The sequence below is a fragment of the Arthrobacter sp. Soil782 genome, assembly GCF_001428435.1.
GTDB classification, from domain to species: domain Bacteria; phylum Actinomycetota; class Actinomycetes; order Actinomycetales; family Micrococcaceae; genus Arthrobacter_D; species Arthrobacter_D parietis.
The window spans coordinates 1,008,706-1,026,233 of the sequence record NZ_LMSO01000001.1 but is presented as its reverse complement, the minus strand read 5'-3'; the positions used below and the strand labels follow the sequence as shown (position 1 = coordinate 1,026,233).

Here is a 17,528-nt window from a genome sequence, read left to right as displayed (position 1 = left end):
GTTCCCCCGGACAGTGTGCCTAGGATGGACGGGTGAATGCAGCCGCCGAACTTGCCAGCTATCTCGACTCAGTAGGTATCACCGGGAAGGTTGCCACACCGCGGCAGGACAACCTGCGGCACATGCAGCTGTTCCTTGATGGAAACGAGCACCTCGAATTCGGCGTGCGGCTTACCCGCACGTGGACCCTCGATGAGGTGTTCGACCTGATGCACGAGAGCGTCGGCACCAGCGCCGACCGGGATCACCTCGAGGGTCAGGACACCATCGACGCGCACAAGTGCGTCGCAGCACTCGACCGGTTCGCGGACCGGTTTGGCGTGGCCGTCCGCTCGGGCAGCCGGATTCTGTTCGCGACCGGCCACCCCGCAGGGTTGCTGCCCGTTCACGCTGCGCTCGCCGCTGCAGCTGAACGGGGCGGCGCAACCGTCGTCCAGGTCCCCGAGGGCCAGCCCTTCCGTGACGGTGACATCCGGCAGCTGTTCGGTGTCCTGGCATGGCATCAGTACGGCGGCCTCGTCCACACCCACTATCCGGAGCCGATGCGGCTCAGCCTTGAGCTTCTCGCATCCCAGGACGCACCCGCGCCCGAGCTGGTCGTGGCCGATCATGGTTGGGCAGGGCATGCCGCATCAGTTGGCATCCCGACTCTCGGCTTCGCCGACTGCAATGATCCTGGCTTGTTTGTCTCCGAGGCTGAGGGGCAGTTGGAGGTTGCGGTGCCGCTGGATGACAATCTGTGCCCACGTCTGTATGAGCCGATGACCAGCTACGTCCTGGAGCGCGCAGGACTCGCCTGAAGCCCCTCTTCAACGGCGCGCTCACGCCTGGACGCGCTGGTAGATTGGATGCAGTTCACACCCGAGCCGCCCACAGTCCAGCCAGCACCCCGGAGGGATTTCAGACGATGACGTCTATCCACGCCCCTGTGTCCGATCTCGACATTGCCCGAGCGGCCCGTATCCGTCCTATCGAGGAGATCGCAGCAGCGGCGGGTATTCCTGCTGAAGCGCTGGAACTGCACGGGCGGTACAAGGCAAAGATCGACGTCGCGCAGTTGCCTCGCGTCCACGGGAGGGCGCCGGGGAAAGTGGTTCTGGTCAGCGCCATGAGTCCAACTCCCGCGGGTGAAGGAAAGTCCACCTTGACGGTAGGGCTTGCGGATTCGCTGGTGCGGGCCGGCCAGAGCGTGATGGTTGCGCTGCGCGAGCCCTCGCTTGGCCCGGTCATGGGCATGAAGGGCGGAGCCACCGGCGGCGGGTATTCGCAGGTGCTGCCGATGGAGGACATCAACCTTCACTTCACCGGTGATTTCCACGCGATCACCAGTGCAAACAACACGTTGATGGCCTTGGTGGACAACTCCATCTACCAGGGCAACCCGCTCAACATCGATCCGCGAAGGATCACTTTCAAGCGCGTGCTCGACGTCAATGACCGCAGCTTGCGGGACGTTGTGATCGGACTGGGCGGGCCCACGCAGGGAGTTCCGCGCCAGGACGGTTTCGACATCACAGTGGCGTCCGAAGTCATGGCCGCTTTCTGCCTGGCCACCGATCTCGCAGACCTTCGGCAGCGGCTCGCGCGCATGACCATCGGGTACACCTATGACAGGAAGCCTGTCACCGTTGCGGACCTCGGCGTTGAGGGAGCGCTAACACTGCTGCTGAGGGACGCCGTGAAACCAAATCTCGTGCAGACGATTGCCGGCACGCCGGCGCTGGTCCATGGTGGGCCTTTTGCCAACATCGCGCACGGCTGCAACTCGGTCATCGCCACCCAGACAGCGCAACACCTTTCCGACATCGTGGTAACCGAGGCCGGGTTCGGCGCAGATCTGGGTGCCGAGAAGTTCATGGATATCAAGGCGCGGGCAGCGGATGTGGCGCCTGACGCCGTCGTACTGGTTGCGACCATCCGTGCCTTGAAGATGCACGGTGGTGTGGCGAAGGACGATCTGCGGGAGCCGGATGTCGACGCGGTGAAGCGCGGAGTCGTGAACCTTCGGCGCCACGTAGCGAACGTGCGGAAGTTCGGCATCACACCCGTGGTGGCGGTCAACAAATTCGCTACTGATACGGATGAGGAACTCGAGTGGCTGTTGTCGTGGTGTGCTGCGGAGGGCATCAGCGCGGCCGTGGCGGATATCTGGGGTGAGGGCGGCGGTGGACCGGGCGGTGACGATCTCGCCGGGAAAGTCCTGGCGGCGCTTGAAGCGCCTCGCTCCTTCCGGCACCTGTACCCACTGGAACTCCCTGTAGAGGAGAAGATCCGCACGATTGCGCAGGAAATTTACGGAGCGTGCGACGTCGATTTCTCTGCGGCTGCCCTGCGCCGGCTCAAGGAGATCCAGGCAAATGGATGGGATCAGCTTCCGGTGTGCATGGCAAAGACGCAGTACTCGTTTTCCGACGACGCCACCCGGCTCGGCGCTCCCGAGGGTTTCACCCTCCATGTACGGGATCTGATCCCGAAGACCGGCGCGGGCTTCATTGTCGCCCTCACCGGAGCGGTAATGACTATGCCCGGCCTGCCGAAGGAGCCAGGCGCCCTGCGCATGAACGTGGACGACGACGGCGACGCGGTAGGACTGTTCTGAGTACCGTCCAGCGACACAAACGAGAGGACCGTGGGTGAAGGCGCTTTATAAATCAGGTGCAGGGGCTGGTTTTGAGTTCGTGGATCGGCCGGAGCCGGTGCCTGGTGTGGGTGAGGTGAAGATCCGGGTGTTGACCACGGGTATTTGCGGGACGGATCTGCATATTGAGTCGTGGGATGCGTGGGCGGCGGGGATTATTGAGGCGCCGCTGATTCCCGGGCACGAGTTCTACGGTGAGGTGGTGGAACTCGGTGAGGGTGTGTGTGAGGTCCGGGTGGGGGACCGGGTGTCCGGTGAGGGGCATATTGTGTGTGGTATTTGCCGTAATTGCCGTGCTGGGCGCCGTCAGATGTGTATCCGGACGGTCAGTGTGGGCGTGCAGCGGGATGGTGCGTTTGCTGAGTTCGTGGTGATTCCGGAGACGAATGTGTGGGTTCACCATGATGCTGTGTCCCCGGAGTTGGGTGCGGTGTTCGATCCCTTTGGTAACGCGGTTCATACGGCGTTGAGTTTCCCGTTGGTGGGTGAGGATGTGTTGATCACGGGGGCTGGTCCGATTGGTTTGATGGCGATCGCTGTTGCCCGTCATGCCGGTGCACGCAACATCGCGATCACGGATGTGTCCGAGCCGCGGTTGGATCTTGCCCGGTCGATCGGCGTGGATTTGGCGGTGGATGTGAGCCGGATGCGGATCATCGAGGCGCAGCGTGAGCTGCATATGGTGGAGGGTTTTGATATTGGTCTGGAGATGTCCGGGCACCCCACGGCGTTGCCGGAGATGATCGAGAACATGAACCACGGCGGGCGGATCGCGATGCTGGGCTTGCCGTCCCAGGACATCACGATCGACTGGGGGAAGGTGGTCACGCACATGCTCACGTTGAAGGGTGTGTATGGGCGGGAGATGTTCGAGACGTGGTACGCGATGAGTGCGATGCTGCAGTCCAATGACCGGTTGCGTGATGCGGTGGCGAGTGTGGTCACTGACGTTTTGCCGGCCTCTGATTGGCAGGAAGGTTTCAGCATTGCCCGTGATGGGCGCAGCGGCAAAGTAGTGCTTGACTGGTCGGCGATTTAGAGGAGTTTGCGGATGTTTGTTTCAGTGCGGGATCAGCTGCAGTCGGAGCTGCAGGAAATCCGGGATGCGGGTTTGTATAAGCGTGAGCGGACGATTTCGTCGCCGCAGTCCAATAGGATCCGCGCGGCGTTGGGCAGCGCGGAGGGGGCGCAGGTGTTGAACTTCTGCGCCAACAATTATCTTGGTCTGGCGGATCATCCGGCGATTATCGAGGCGGCGAAGGGTGCGTTGGATGATCGCGGGTTCGGGATGGCGTCGGTGCGTTTTATCTGCGGGACGCAGGATCTGCATCTCGAGCTGGAGCGTCGCGTGTCGGCGTTTTTGGGCACTGAGGACACCATCTTGTTCTCGTCGTGTTTCGATGCCAACGGCGGGGTGTTTGAATCCCTGTTGAACGCTGAGGATGCTGTCATTTCGGATGCGTTGAACCATGCCTCGATCATTGACGGGATTCGGCTCAGTAAGGCGCAGCGGTACCGGTACGCGAACCGGGATATGGCGGATCTTGAGGCGAAGCTGCAGGAGTCTTCCGGTGCGCGCCGTCGGTTGGTGGTCACTGACGGGGTTTTCTCGATGGATGGGTACCTGGCTCCGTTGCAGGAGATCTGCGACTTGGCTGAGCGGTATGACGCGATGGTGATGGTGGATGATTCGCATGCGGTGGGTTTCATGGGGCCAACGGGGGCGGGAACACCGGAGCATGCTGGTGTGTCTGACCGGGTGGATCTGTATACCGGGACGTTCGGTAAGGCGTTGGGTGGTGCCTCGGGTGGGTACGTGTCCGGGCGGGCGGAGATCGTCGAGTTGTTGCGGCAGCGTGCCCGGCCGTATCTGTTCTCGAACTCGCTGGCCCCCTCGATTGTCGCGGCAACCCTGACGGCCCTGGACCTGGTCCAGAACAGTGCGGATCTTCGTGCACGGTTGGGTGAGAACGCGGCCCTGTTCCGGTCTCGGATGAGCGAGGAAGGATTTGAGCTGCTCGCCGGTGAGCATGCCATCATCCCGGTTATGTTCGGTGATGCCGCGCTGGCGTCGAGAGTGGCGGACAGCATGCTCGAACACGGGGTCTACGTGATCGCGTTCAGCTACCCGGTTGTCCCCAAGGGTGCAGCACGTATCCGCGTGCAACTTTCCGCAGCGCACAGCGCCGAAGACGTAGAAGCATGCGTCACCGCCTTCATCGCCGCACGGGACGCCACGGCGTAGTTCCTGCCTTCCCCCTGAAGTAGGTCTGACGGCTTCGAGAGCAGTCAGACCTCGTCCATCCGGATGCGCAACTGCTTCAGTCCGTCCCTGATCCTTGACTTGACGGTTGCAGGCGCGCAGAGGTGTACCGCTACTTCGCGGTAGGTCATGTGGTATTGCCCGCCCCGGTGCCGTGGCTGCGAACACAAAAGCGATTGCAATGCCGACGTAGCTACCGATCATGTTGGCCCGGTGAGCAACGATGTTGCGGCGGATGGCCGAGACGCGCCTCGAGCTGATCTCGGGTCTCCGGTCAGTCGTCAACATCATCCTCCGGGAAATGGAGACAATGGGACTTACGGTGAGCGCCGACGTCGTACTTGGGTATGCACGAGCGGCCGATCAGGTGGCACAGCAGGATCTGGGCACAGTCCTCGACACACAGTCCCGGGATCAGGCAGTGCTCGCGGTGGCAGTGGGTGTCCGCGCATGCAGCCGACTGCTCCTTGGCCTAGTGGGGATGGCGCAGGCGTCGCACGGCATCCGCCGACTGGGTGGAACACGTTCCGCGTGAGGCCTGCAGGCCCGTTTCTTCAGGACAGTGGCAGGGCCACCGAGCATACGAGGGATACCGCGAGGATCACCAGGGTTGAAATCAAACCGAGCAGCACCGGGCGCTTGCCCACGCGCAGCAGGCTTTTCAGGTGGACTCCCAGTCCCAGGGCGAACATCGCCGCTGACAGCAGCAGCGTCTGCAGGATCTGTGCCAGTTCCAGGACCCCCTGCGGGAGGAGATCAGAGGTGCGCAACAGCATCGCTCCGACAAACCCCACAATAAAAAACGGGACCACTGGAGGCATCTTGCCGCCTTTAGTCGGTTCGGCACGGCGCATGCGCAGGGCTATTCCGGCGGTGATCGGCGCCAGGGTGAGGACACGGGCGAGTTTCACCGTGACGGCGACAGCAAGAGCAGAGCTACCCACCGATCCGCCCGCGGCAACAACCTGTGCCACTTCATGGGTCGATGCCCCGATCCACACGCCGAGAGTCTTCTCCGGCATTCCCAACAGCCCGCCCAGGAAGGGGACCGTGGGGATCATCAGGGTCCCAAAGAGCACTACCAGTCCGATGGCGGTCGCAACTTCCGTCTTCTTGGCGCCGGCCGCGGTCTCCGTGGCTGCAACCGCTGCCGCACCGCAGATGGAGAACCCTGAAGCGATGAGAAGTCGCTGGGCAAAGCTGATGCCCAGGAGCTTTCCGATCCACAGTGTGGCAGCGAAGGTCACACCCACTGACAGAAAAACAAGGAGGAGCACACCCGGGCCCAGCCCAAGAACTGCTGAGAGTGAGAGTTGAAGTCCGAGCAGTACGATGCCCGCCCGCAACAGGGTTTTGGATGAAACACCGATCCCCTTGAAGAACAGGGATGGCACCGGCAATAGGTTCCCCCAGGCCGCTCCAAGGAGGATGGCGATCAAGAGCGGGCTGGTTCCCGGGAGTAGACCGCTCAGCAGCCAGGAAATCGCAGCGCCGGCGAGACACACCGCCAGACCGGGAAGGCTATTGCTCATGACAACAATCTCTCATGCAATGTGGTCGCTAGGCGGCGTGCCCCTTCCTCACAACAAAACGCCCCCGGTAGGACCGGGGGCGTTTCATCAGAGGGAACTGCTCTAGCGCTCGACCTCGCCGCGGATGAAAGCTTCAACTTTGTCGCGGGCGATGTCGTCGTTGTACTGCTCCGGCGGCGACTTCATGAAGTAGCTCGACGCCGAGAGGATCGGTCCGCCGACGCCGCGGTCTGCGGCAATCTTCGCGGCGCGGATGGCGTCGATGATCACACCGGCAGAGTTTGGGGAATCCCACACCTCGAGCTTGTACTCAAGGGAAACCGGTGCATCGCCGAAGTTGCGGCCTTCGAGACGCACAAACGCCCATTTGCGGTCATCGAGCCAGGCGACGTAATCCGACGGTCCAATGTGGACGTCGTCGGCGTGCAGTTCGGCCTCTACGTTTGAGGTGACAGCCTGGGTCTTGGAAATCTTTTTTGACTCAAGGCGGTCCCGCTCGAGCATGTTCTTGAAGTCCATGTTGCCGCCGACGTTGAGCTGGTACGTGCGGTCCAGCGTGACTCCGCGGTCTTCGAACAGCTTGGCCATCACGCGGTGGGTGATCGTTGCGCCGATCTGGCTCTTGATGTCGTCACCCACAATCGGCACACCCGCTGCAGTGAACTTGTCAGCCCACTCCTTGGTGCCTGCGATGAAAACGGGAAGTGCGTTGACAAAAGCGACGCCCGCATCGATTGCGCACTGGGCATAGAACTTCGCTGCTGCTTCGGAGCCGACTGGCAGGTAGCAGACCATTACGTCGACCTGTGATGCCTTGAGCTCAGCGACGACGTCAATCGGCTCCGCATCGGATTCGACGATGGTCTCGCGGTAATACTTGCCCAGGCCATCGAGGGTGTGCCCGCGCTGGACCTTCACTCCGGTGGGCGGCACGTCCGCGATCTTGATGGTGTTGTTCTCGCTGGCGCCGATGGCGTCGGCGAGGTCCAGGCCGACCTTCTTGCCATCGACGTCGAACGCGGTGACAAACTGAACGTCATTGACGTGGTACTTGCCGAACTCCACATGCATCAGGCCAGGGATGGTCGCCGTAGCGTCTGCATCCTTGTAGTACTGCACGCCCTGCACCAGGGATGCTGCACAGTTGCCAACACCGACGATTGCTACCCGAATGGGGTTAGTTCCCACTGTTCTCCTCTTTACGCGCACTTATAACCGCCCGGACCGAGGTCTTTGTTTGCCTTTGCCTCCGGCGAAATCCACAGCTTACCCAGTCTACTTGTTATTGCGAACGCCCGTCGTTGCCCGCTCATTCCCTCAAGTTCTCCGGAGTGCGGAATTACAGGTGGGTTTCTACGAAGAGGGCGCCATTGTCCTGCCCGTTGGCTAGGCTTTCGAGACATGGAGCAAGAGCAGGGTCAGCGCCGCCCCGCAAGCATCTCCGTGCCTACGCGCGGGGACCCCTTGCTCAGGCATGCCGCGGAAGTCGCCGGCGGACCACTTGGGAGGCACGCTGCACCGGGCAGGGTGCGGCCGGCCGTCTTCACCGTCGGGCGGGTCCTGATCCTGATGACCACAGCCGCCGCTGTCCTGGCGGTGCTGATCAAGGCTCCGTGCCGAACCGACGGATGGACACGTCCTGCGCAGTTCTACCGGGGCTGCTACACAGACTGGACCGAGGCCTTCCAGTTCCAGGGTCTCGGAAGCGGTTTGTCCCCATTCGCGGAGGGGTCCACCTTTGATGGGCCGCTGCTCGTTGGAGTGTTTGCGGGACTGGTCGCGCTACTGGTGCCGACGTCCGCGGACGGCATAGTCCAAACGCAATCCCTGATGCAGTATTTCGATGTGAACGCTGTACTGATCGCTGCCGCGTGGATTGGAACTGTTGTTACCGTGATGCGACTGGCGAGTCGCCGACCGTGGGATGCGGCGCTTGTGGCGGTGGCGCCGATCGCGATCCTGACGGCGACCTCAAGCTGGGTGCTGCTGTCCGTCCTATTAAGTGTCCTGGCTGTGTGGGCGTTTGCGCAGGAGCGCTATGTGATCTCCGGCGTCCTGCTCGGGTTCGGCGCCGGGTTCAGCATTCACGTGCTCCTGGTCCTCGCTGCCGTCATACTGTTGGCGATCCGGACCGGCCGGTTCAGGGGTGCCCTGCTGAGCGGCGGTTCGCTGATCGCCGTCTGGGTACTCACCGTTCTGCCGTTCGGGCCCGAACGCGTTCTGGCACTGCCGTGGGAATACGATCCGGCTCGCCTCGGCATTTCCTCTTCGCTGTGGGCGGGCTATGACCTGCTTGCGCAGCGGCTCGGCCTGCCGGTGCTCTCTCCGGTAGCAACAGCAACCCTGGCTTTTACCATTTTCGCGATGCTGGTTGCCCTGATATGCCTGCTGGTCCTGCGGGCACCGCGACGCCCACGCCTCCCGCAAGTGATTCTTCTGCTGCTCGGAGCACTCGTCCTGGTCCTGCCCGACTACCCTCCAGCACTCACTCTTTGGTTGCTGCCCTTCGTTGCGCTCTCGTATGTCGATTGGCGAATACTTTGTGTCTGGCAGCTTGTTGAACTACTTCACTGGTGGGCGTACTGGATGTACGTAGCCCGTGAAGCGTCGTCAGGCGTGGTGGAGAACAATATCGACTCTCCCTACTATGTCGCCGCGATCTTGGCGCGGCTACTGGCCACCGGTTACCTGGTGTATCGGGTTGCGCAACATATACTTGAACCGACATATGACCCCGCACGGCGCATTGGTATTGACGATCCGGCAGGCGGCCCCTTCGATGGCGCTCCAGACCGGCATGCGCCTGCTCCGGTACTGTTGAGCGAGTCCTCTCCAAACCTCACCATCCCCGCACCGAAAGACCCCCAGTGACAGAATCCGTCTTCCGCAGTGAGCGCCTTACGCCAGAGGCATTCGAGCTGTTGGCGTCGGCAAGCCCCGATGTCGTCATTCCGCTCGAACAGACTCCGCAGTGGGCGGACTTCGAGCGCAGTCTGGGCCGGGAACCGTACGGATTGTGGGCCTACTACGACGACGACGGCGCACCGGCTGCGATGGTGAGCTTCCTCCGGGTGCGGCGCAGGTTCCGAGAATCGCTGGTCGCGATCAACGGGCCCGTATGGTTCGCGGACCGTACCGCGGAAGCTGAACTCCGTCTTATGCACACGGTTCGGCACCAGTTCACTGATGATCCGGGCACAGACCCTCTCTATGTCCGTATGCAGGTGAAACACCCGCTGCCTCCTGCAGCCGGCCCGATCGAGCACGGCTGGTATGAGCGCGAGATCGTCGTTGACCTGACGCCGGGCGAGGATGTCATCTTCAAGTCTTTCCGGCCGAATGCCAGGAACAGTATCCGTCGTGCGGAACGGTCAGGCGTGGAGGTCCGGACCATTGAGCGGGCACGCTGGGTCGAGGTATTCAGGGCGGACCTGTACCCGATCCTGCAGGAAACAGCGGAGCGCGACGGCTTCTCCAGCTTCGGCCCCGAATACTACGAGTTGCTGCTTTCAACTCTGGGGGATCATCTTCGGCTCATGGTCGCCTACGTGGACAGCAGGGCTGTGAGTTGGTTGATCACTACCGAATACCGCGGCTACTCGGTCTACTACTTTGCGGGCAGCACACATGACGCGCGCAAGACGTTTGCGCCTTATCTGTTGCTGTGGGAAGCGTTCAAACAGCTCAAAGCTGCCGGCAATACCGCTTGCGGGCTTACCGGCATCGTGAGTGAGAACTACCCACAACTGGTCAACGTCACCACGTTCAAGCGGAACTTCTCCAAGAACGTTGTGGACCTCCCCACCACTTATGACATCCCGCTGAACCCGGGTAAGTACAAGGTGGTGGCTGGACTGCTCTCATTCCGCAGAACGGCGCCGGCCAAAGGTCGCGCGTTGCTCATGCGAGCAGCCTCGTCCGTGTCCAGGCTTCGCGCCCACCGGTCCGGAGGGAAGAGCTAGCCATGGCGGACGTCGCGATTGTCGGTGCCGGCCCCAATGGGCTGGCTGCCGGCGTCGTGATGGCACGTGCAGGCTTGAGCGTGGAGATATTTGAGGCCGAACGAGCTATCGGCGGCGGGTCACGCACCATGGAGCTGCTTGAGCCGGAACACGTGCATGACATTTGTTCGGCTGTGCATCCGATGGCGTTGGCGTCACCCTTCTTCCGGGAGTTCGGTCTCCGGGAACGGATTCCCTTCGTGGTTCCCGAGCTGTCGTACGCCAATCCGCTGGACAATGGCCGTGCCGGACTCGCGTACCGCGATCTTGGGCGTACGGCGGTCGGTCTGGACAAGGACGGACAGGCCTGGCGGCGACTGATGCGCCCGCTCGTGCAGCACATTGATGGGGTGGTCGATACCGGGCTCAACCAGTTCCTGCGGGTCCCGCGGCATCCAGTCGCGGCCGCCCTGCTCGGTTTAAGGACGCTCGAGCAGGGGACTGGCCTGTGGAACCTGCGCTTCTCGACGGAAGAGGCGGCGGCATTGTTTACCGGAGTTGCCGCACATGCCGTTGCTGCCCTGCCCACACTTGCAGCTGCCGGTGCCGGGCTCACCCTCGGAGCGTTGGCGCATGCCGTGGGATGGCCCATTCCGGTTGGCGGATCCCAGACTTTGGTCAACGCTATGGCGGATGACATCCGGGCACATGGCGGCGCTATCCACACTGCCCGTCGGATTGAATCGGTCGGCGAGTTCGACGGCGCCAAGGCAGTCCTGCTCGATGTCTCTCCCGGTGCTGTTGGCGGTCTGGCAGGCGATCGCCTCCCGCAGGGCTACGTTTCCATGCTGGACCGGTTCCGCTTCGGGGACGGCGCCTGCAAGGTTGACTTCATCCTCTCGGGGCCGGTGCCGTGGGCAAACGAGGAAGTACGAGGGGCCGGCACAGTTCATGCGGGCGGAACCCGGGCTGAAGTGGCGGCGTCGGAAGCCGACGTGGCCGCCGGACGCCATCCGGAAAAACCGTACGTGCTGGTTTCGCAGCCTTCCCTGTTCGACTCTTCCCGCGCACCCCACGGACGGCAGGTTCTGTGGACTTACTGCCACGTGCCCAACGGTTCCACGCGGGACATGACGGAGGCCATTGTCCGGCAGATCGAACGTTTCGCGCCCGGCTTCCGTGACGTCGTCGTGCGTTCACACGTCATGACTGCAGCTGACCTTGAGCAGTACAACGCCAATTACGTGGGCGGTGACTTCAGCGGTGGCGCGGTGACCATCCCTCAGCTGCTGGCGCGTCCCTCATTCGGGCCGCACCCTTGGCGGATGCCGAGGAAGGGCCTCTATCTGTGCTCAGCATCGACCCCACCCGGCCCGGGCGTGCACGGGATGGGCGGTTATCACGCGGCGAAACTTGCACTCAAGGACGTGTTCGGGCTGCCGGTGCCGCAATTGGGAAGGTCATCGTGAGCGCACTCCTTTGCTGATCGATTTCAGCGAAGAGTAAGCTTGATCACGATCGCATAACTGAAAAGCGCAGTAATAAAACGCCCTCGACCCGCAGCGGGAGAGTCCTGCCGTTGACCTACAGCCGGCAGGCGCCGTAGGAGCAAACCCTCCCCAGGAATCTCTCAGGCCCAGCACCGCAGCGGAAAGGCAACTCTGGAAAGTAGCGCAGCTGAAGACAGGTTGTGCTCACCGACGGTGCAAGGTGAACCCTGTGTTCACGGAATCTCTCAGGTCCAATACAGAGCGGGGAGGAACCCATCCACCTGTCCGCGCGCCCTGCACGCACACTGATTCACGGAGTTCCTCATGACGCACCAGACGGAATCAACTTTCTCCGACCGCCACATCGGTCCCCGCTCGGACGACGCCGAGCAGATGCTCAAGGTCCTGGGCTACCCCAGCCTGGACAAACTCGTCGATGTTGCGGTGCCGGCGAGCATCCGTATCAACGAGGGCCTGGACATTCCGTCTGCGCTGAGCGAGTCGGAGGTCCTGGCGGAACTGCGCAGCATTGCCGCGAAGAACAGGACCGCCGTGCAGATGATCGGTCAGGGCTACTACGACACGGTCACCCCTCCTGTCATCCGCCGCAATGTGCTTGAGGCTCCCGCCTGGTACACCGCCTACACGCCCTACCAGCCGGAAATCTCTCAGGGCCGTCTTGAAGCCCTGCTGAACTTCCAGACGATGGTCCAGGACCTCACTGCGCTGCCCATCGCCAACGCCTCCCTGCTCGATGAAGCATCGGCCGTGGCCGAGGCCGTCCTCCTGATGCGCCGCTCCGGCAAGAACAAGGGACGAACCATCCTGGACGCGGACTGCCTCCCCCAGACCATCGCCGTCGTGCAGGGCCGCGCTGAGGCGCTGGGCTTTGATATCGAGATCGCTGACCTCTCAAACGGATTGCCGGACGGCGACATCAACGGCATCGTACTCCAGCAGCCCGGGACGTCTGGCGCCCTCCGCAACCACACGGACATTGTCGCGAAAGCGCAAGACGGCGGCGCCCTGGTGACGGTCGCAGCGGACCTGCTAGCGCTGACCCTGATCACCCCTCCAGGGGAGCAGGGCGCGGATATCGCCGTCGGCTCCGCCCAGCGTTTCGGTGTGCCGCTGTTCTTCGGCGGACCGCACGCTGCGTACATGGCCGTTCGAAAGGGCCTGGAGCGCATGCTCCCCGGCCGCCTTGTTGGGGTGTCGAAGGATTCCGACGGCGCACCCGCCTACCGGCTTGCACTGCAAACACGTGAGCAGCACATCCGCCGCGAGAAGGCTACGTCGAACATCTGTACCGCTCAGGCGCTCCTCGCGATCGCTGCCAGCATGTACGCCGTTTACCACGGTCCCGACGGGCTGAAGGCGATCGCGGAACGTGTCCATGGAAAGGCGGCGCGGCTCGCTGCAGCCGTTCCAGGGACGGTCCACGAGTCCTTCTTCGACACCCTTCTCGTGAAGGTCGAGGGCCATTCCGAGAGCATTGTCCGCAAGGCCGAGGAGCGCGGCATCAACCTGCGGTTGGTCGATGCCGATCACGTCGGCATCTCCTGTGACGAGACCACCACGGACGCTCACCTTGAAACCATCGCCGAGATCTTCGGGGTAAATCTGTCAGCCGACGCGGAGACTGCAATCCCTGCGGACCTGCAACGGACGTCGTCCTATATGACCCATCCCGTGTTCTCCCTCCACCGCTCAGAGACCCAGATGCTGCGCTACCTGCGCGCTCTCTCGGACCGCGACCTGGCACTGGACCGCACCATGATTCCGTTGGGATCCTGCACCATGAAGCTCAACGCCACGGTTGAGATGGAACCGATCTCCTGGCCCGAGTTCGCAACCATCCATCCGTTCGCCCCCGAGCACCAGACCAAGGGCTGGCGCCAGCTGATTGATGACCTGGAGGGCCGTCTCGCTGAAATCACCGGCTACGCCAGGGTGTCGATTCAGCCGAACGCCGGCTCCCAGGGTGAACTCGCCGGTCTGCTGGCCATCCGCAACTACCATCTTTCACGCGGTGATGAGGCCCGCACAGTGTGCCTCATCCCGTCGTCAGCACACGGCACCAACGCCGCCTCTGCTGTGCTCGCCGGCATGAAGGTGGTTGTGGTCAAGACAGCCGGAAACGGCAACATCGATCACGATGACCTCCAGGCAAAGATCGAGGCAAACAAGGATTCCCTGTCCGCGATCATGATCACCTACCCGTCCACGCATGGCGTTTTCGAGGAGGACGTCCGCTGGGTCTGCAACCAGGTGCATGGCGCGGGCGGTCAGGTCTACATCGACGGCGCAAACCTTAACGCGCTGGTCGGGCTAGCAAAGCCGGGTGAGTTCGGTGGTGATGTTTCCCACCTGAACCTGCACAAGACGTTCTGCATCCCGCACGGCGGCGGAGGTCCCGGTGTCGGGCCGGTAGCAGTGGCGGAGCACCTTGCCCCCTTCCTGCCTGGAGATGCGAATAGCGCAGCTGGTGTAGACAACAGCGACACAGCCGGCGTCCCTATCTCCGCCTCCCGCTTCGGTTCAGCAGGCGTACTGCCGATTTCCTGGGCCTATGTGGCGCTGATGGGAAGCGAGGGCCTGACGGCAGCCACGAAGTCCGCGCTCCTTGCAGCGAACTACGTCGCCGCCCGCCTCAATGAATACTTCCCGGTGCTCTACTCGGGTGAGAACGGACTCGTGGCGCACGAGTGCATTCTGGACCTTCGCGCACTTACCGCGAAGACCGGTGTGACAGCCGAAGACGTGGCCAAGCGCCTCATCGATTACGGCTTCCACGCCCCGACGCTGAGCTTCCCGGTAGCGGGCACGTTGATGGTGGAGCCCACGGAGTCCGAGGACCTCCGCGAACTGGACCGTTTTGTCGAGGCGATGATCGCCATCCGACACGAGATCGACCGCGTCGGAACAGGCGAATGGCAGCTGGAGGAGAGTCCGCTTCGCCAGGCACCGCATACCGCCCAAACGCTCATCAGTGACGAGTGGTCGCAGGCCTACTCCCGGGAACTGGCTGCATTCCCGCTGCGGACGCTGCGCCACGACAAGTACTTCCCACCGGTCCGCCGTATCGACGGCGCCCACGGTGACAGGAACCTCGTGTGCTCGTGCCCGCCGATCGAAGACTTCGAGGACTAAGGAATTGCCATGACGAAGCAGACAGCGCTGTATGGCCAGCACCAGGAACTCGGTGCGGCATTCACCGACTTCGGCGGTTGGCAGATGCCCCTGAAGTACCGCAGCGAACTTGAAGAGCACCACACGGTTCGCCGGGCCGCCGGCATCTTCGACCTTTCGCACATGGGCGAGGTGATGGTCACTGGGCCGCAGGCAGCCAGCTTCCTCAACTATGCCCTCGTGGGGAATATGGAGATCATGGCGGTGGGGAAGGCCAAGTACTCCCTCATCTGCACCGAGGGCGGCGGAGTGATTGATGACCTCATCACGTACCGTCTCGCCGAGGACCAGTTCCTTGTGGTGCCCAACGCCTCGAACTCCGACACGGTTGCTGCCGAGCTGCAGCAGCGTGCTGCCGACTTCGATGTCACTGTGCAGGATCAGTCGGAGGAGACCGCGCTCATCGCGGTGCAGGGACCGAACGCGGAGGCGATCCTGCTCGGTATGGCGCCGGCTGCAGACCAGGACGCCATCACCTCGCTCAAGTACTACGCCGCCGTTCGCGTGGAGCTCGCCGGTCAGCCGGTCCTCCTCGCTCGCACCGGCTACACCGGCGAGGATGGCTTTGAACTTTTCATCGAGAACGTCCAGGCCGTACAGCTGTGGAAAGCCGTGACCGAGGCAGGAACCGACCATGGCCTGGCGCCCTGCGGGCTGGCCTCGCGGGACTCGCTTCGCCTTGAAGCCGGCATGCCGTTGTACGGTCATGAGCTCGGCCTGGAGACAAATCCGTTTGAAGCGGGATTGGGCGGTGTCGTCAGCCTGAAGAAGACCGAGAACTTCGTGGGCCGCTCCGTGCTGGAGCCGCTGAAGGGCGAAACACCGGAGCGAAAGCTGGTTGGTTTGCGTGGTACCGGACGCCGGTCTGCCCGTGCAGGGTACGACGTCGTTTCGAACGGACAGACCGTAGGTACCGTTACGTCCGGCCTTCCGAGCCCGACCCTCGGGTACCCGGTTGCCCTCGCTTACGTTGACACAGCGTTGAGCGAACCGGGCACGGAACTGCAGGTTGACCTGCGCGGGCGTCCGGAGGGTTTCACCGTCGTTGAACTGCCGTTCTACAAGCGTCCGGGCCGCTCATGACCATCAGCGCTTTTGACCTGTTCAAGATCGGCATAGGTCCGTCCAGTTCCCATACCGGCGGACCCATGACGGCCGCCTATCTCTTCACCCGGATGGTGGTGGAGCAGGGGCTGCTGGAACAGGTCCAGCACGTCGACGCTGAACTGTTCGGTTCGTTGGGCGTGACCGGTCATGGGCACGGAACAGTCAAGGCCGTGATCCTGGGGCTCGAGGGTGAGCAGCCGCACCTCACCGACCCGGAACGCGCTGAACCTCGTGTCGAGGAAATCTCGGAAACGAAGATCCTTCGTCTCGCGGGCTCACACGAGGTAGCTTTCGATCCGGAGCAAGACCTTGTTCTGCACCGCAAGCAGCGGCTGGACTATCACACCAATGGTATGCGTTTCTCGGTATATAACGCTGAGGGCATGCTCTTACTCGCCCGCGAATACTACTCAGTGGGCGGAGGTTTCGTTCTGGACGAGGACCAGATCGGCACCGATCTGTCCGCGGAACAGACCGTCGCCATTCCCTACCCGTTTGAATCCGGCGAACAGTTGCTCGGCCTTGCAGCGTCGACGGGAAAGTCCTTTTCCGGGATTGTGCTGGCCAATGAACTGGCCGTCCGGTCCGAGACTGAGATCCGCAACGGCCTGCTCGAGATCTGGGACGTCATGCAGGACACCATCCGGCGGGGGTCGACCAACAGCGGCACTCTTCCCGGTGGGTTGCATGTCCGGCGTCGTGCTGCCCGGCAGTTGGAACTGCTCCAGAAGGAAGCTGACCCCAATGACCACCTCAGCACCATGGAGTGGGTCACCCTGTTCGCGCTTGCCGTAAACGAGGAAAACGCGGCCGGCGGTCGTGTGGTGACCGCTCCCACCAACGGCGCGGCGGGCATCATCCCGGCAGTCCTGAAGTACTACACCGACTTCGTTCCGGGAGCGGACGACGACGGCGTTATCCGCTTCCTGCTCGCCGCCACCGCCGTCGGTGCCCTCTTCAAGAAGAACGCATCGATTTCCGGTGCCGAAGTGGGCTGCCAGGGGGAAGTTGGTTCAGCGTGCGCGATGGCCGCTGCGGGGCTGGCCGAGGTGTTGGGAGGCGCACCCGAGCAGGTCGAGAACGCCGCTGAAATCGGCATTGAGCACAACCTGGGATTGACCTGTGATCCCGTCGGCGGACTGGTGCAGATCCCGTGCATCGAGCGCAACGCCGTGGGAGCGATGAAGGCAATCACCGCAGCCCGCATGGCCGTGCGCGGCGACGGGCAGCACTTCGTCTCACTTGACGCTGCGATCAAGACGATGCGTGAAACCGGTGCCGACATGATGGACAAGTACAAGGAAACCGCCCGTGGCGGGCTGGCCTTGAACGTCGTGGAATGCTGATTGGGTTTCAGGGACTGCC

At 62.6% G+C, this 17,528-nt stretch carries 13 protein-coding genes and 2 riboswitches; of the genes, 11 read left to right on the top strand and 2 right to left on the bottom strand.

The genetic code is table 11. The features are described 5' to 3' along the window. Window positions 1-32: 32 nt before the first annotated feature. The 5 genes from ASH00_RS04915 to ASH00_RS04895 all read left to right on the top strand — a co-directional run bounded on the left by ASH00_RS04915 (window position 33) and on the right by ASH00_RS04895 (window position 5,436). Window positions 33-800, top strand: coding sequence for a phosphatase (locus ASH00_RS04915; RefSeq protein WP_056545571.1), 768 nt, complete (start codon window positions 33-35; stop codon window positions 798-800). A gap of 107 nt (window positions 801-907) precedes the next feature. Then, window positions 908-2,599, top strand: coding sequence for a formate--tetrahydrofolate ligase (locus ASH00_RS04910; protein ID WP_056545562.1), 1,692 nt, complete (start codon window positions 908-910; stop codon window positions 2,597-2,599). A 34-nt stretch (window positions 2,600-2,633) separates the two neighbouring features. Next, window positions 2,634-3,677: an L-threonine 3-dehydrogenase gene (tdh, locus tag ASH00_RS04905; protein WP_056545561.1), complete on the top strand. Its 1,044-nt coding sequence runs from the start codon at window positions 2,634-2,636 to the stop codon at window positions 3,675-3,677. Between the two features lie 12 nt (window positions 3,678-3,689). Then, complete coding sequence (locus tag ASH00_RS04900; protein ID WP_056545560.1) at window positions 3,690-4,883, top strand: glycine C-acetyltransferase; 1,194 nt, start codon at window positions 3,690-3,692, stop codon at window positions 4,881-4,883. 253 nt (window positions 4,884-5,136) lie between these two features. Continuing rightward, window positions 5,137-5,436 carry a hypothetical protein gene (locus ASH00_RS04895; protein ID WP_157359000.1) on the top strand — a complete coding sequence of 100 codons (300 nt, stop codon included), beginning with the start codon at window positions 5,137-5,139 and terminating at the stop codon, window positions 5,434-5,436. A gap of 19 nt (window positions 5,437-5,455) precedes the next feature. Here ASH00_RS04895 and ASH00_RS04890 read toward each other — a convergent pair whose 3' ends face one another. Beyond that, window positions 5,456-6,433, bottom strand: coding sequence for a YeiH family protein (locus ASH00_RS04890; protein ID WP_056545558.1), 978 nt, complete (start codon window positions 6,431-6,433; stop codon window positions 5,456-5,458). 102 nt (window positions 6,434-6,535) lie between these two features. Beyond that, a complete protein-coding gene (locus tag ASH00_RS04885; RefSeq protein WP_056545557.1) occupies window positions 6,536-7,621 on the bottom strand; it encodes an inositol-3-phosphate synthase in 1,086 nt (361 codons plus the stop codon). Window positions 7,622-7,834: 213 nt separating this feature from the next. Here ASH00_RS04885 and ASH00_RS04880 point away from each other — a divergent pair, with 213 nt between their 5' ends. The 6 genes from ASH00_RS04880 to ASH00_RS04855 all read left to right on the top strand — a co-directional run bounded on the left by ASH00_RS04880 (window position 7,835) and on the right by ASH00_RS04855 (window position 17,509). Next, window positions 7,835-9,304, top strand: coding sequence for a hypothetical protein (locus ASH00_RS04880; RefSeq protein WP_056545556.1), 1,470 nt, complete (start codon window positions 7,835-7,837; stop codon window positions 9,302-9,304). Further along, complete coding sequence (locus ASH00_RS04875) at window positions 9,301-10,395, top strand: lipid II:glycine glycyltransferase FemX (RefSeq protein WP_056545555.1); 1,095 nt, start codon at window positions 9,301-9,303, stop codon at window positions 10,393-10,395. Before ASH00_RS04880 ends, ASH00_RS04875 begins: the two co-directional genes overlap by 4 nt. A 2-nt stretch (window positions 10,396-10,397) precedes the next feature. Then, window positions 10,398-11,843 (top strand): phytoene desaturase family protein, encoded by a 1,446-nt coding sequence (locus tag ASH00_RS04870; protein ID WP_056545554.1) that lies wholly within the window; start codon window positions 10,398-10,400, stop codon window positions 11,841-11,843. A gap of 84 nt (window positions 11,844-11,927) precedes the next feature. Beyond that, window positions 11,928-12,029: riboswitch (glycine riboswitch) on the top strand. Between the two features lies 1 nt (window position 12,030). Then, window positions 12,031-12,134, top strand: a riboswitch (glycine riboswitch). Between the two features lie 54 nt (window positions 12,135-12,188). Further along, window positions 12,189-15,017, top strand: a complete 2,829-nt coding sequence (gcvP, locus tag ASH00_RS04865) for an aminomethyl-transferring glycine dehydrogenase (protein ID WP_056545552.1) — start codon at window positions 12,189-12,191, stop codon at window positions 15,015-15,017. 9 nt (window positions 15,018-15,026) lie between these two features. Beyond that, window positions 15,027-16,139: a glycine cleavage system aminomethyltransferase GcvT gene (gene gcvT, locus ASH00_RS04860; RefSeq protein WP_056545549.1), complete on the top strand. Its 1,113-nt coding sequence runs from the start codon at window positions 15,027-15,029 to the stop codon at window positions 16,137-16,139. Beyond that, window positions 16,136-17,509, top strand: a complete 1,374-nt coding sequence (locus ASH00_RS04855; protein ID WP_056545548.1) for an L-serine ammonia-lyase — start codon at window positions 16,136-16,138, stop codon at window positions 17,507-17,509. Before gcvT ends, ASH00_RS04855 begins: the two co-directional genes overlap by 4 nt. Window positions 17,510-17,528 lie beyond the last annotated feature (19 nt).

Coding starts and splice junctions, on each gene's coding strand:
- ASH00_RS04855 (WP_056545548.1), top strand. CDS start 16,136: ATGACCATCAGCGCTTTTGACCTGTTCAAGATCGGCATAGGTCCGTCC.
- ASH00_RS04870 (WP_056545554.1), top strand. CDS start 10,398: ATGGCGGACGTCGCGATTGTCGGTGCCGGCCCCAATGGGCTGGCTGCC.
- ASH00_RS04900 (WP_056545560.1), top strand. CDS start 3,690: ATGTTTGTTTCAGTGCGGGATCAGCTGCAGTCGGAGCTGCAGGAAATC.
- gcvT (WP_056545549.1), top strand. CDS start 15,027: ATGACGAAGCAGACAGCGCTGTATGGCCAGCACCAGGAACTCGGTGCG.
- ASH00_RS04895 (WP_157359000.1), top strand. CDS start 5,137: ATGGCCGAGACGCGCCTCGAGCTGATCTCGGGTCTCCGGTCAGTCGTC.
- ASH00_RS04880 (WP_056545556.1), top strand. CDS start 7,835: ATGGAGCAAGAGCAGGGTCAGCGCCGCCCCGCAAGCATCTCCGTGCCT.
- gcvP (WP_056545552.1), top strand. CDS start 12,189: ATGACGCACCAGACGGAATCAACTTTCTCCGACCGCCACATCGGTCCC.
- ASH00_RS04910 (WP_056545562.1), top strand. CDS start 908: ATGACGTCTATCCACGCCCCTGTGTCCGATCTCGACATTGCCCGAGCG.
- ASH00_RS04890 (WP_056545558.1), bottom strand. CDS start 6,433: ATGAGCAATAGCCTTCCCGGTCTGGCGGTGTGTCTCGCCGGCGCTGCG.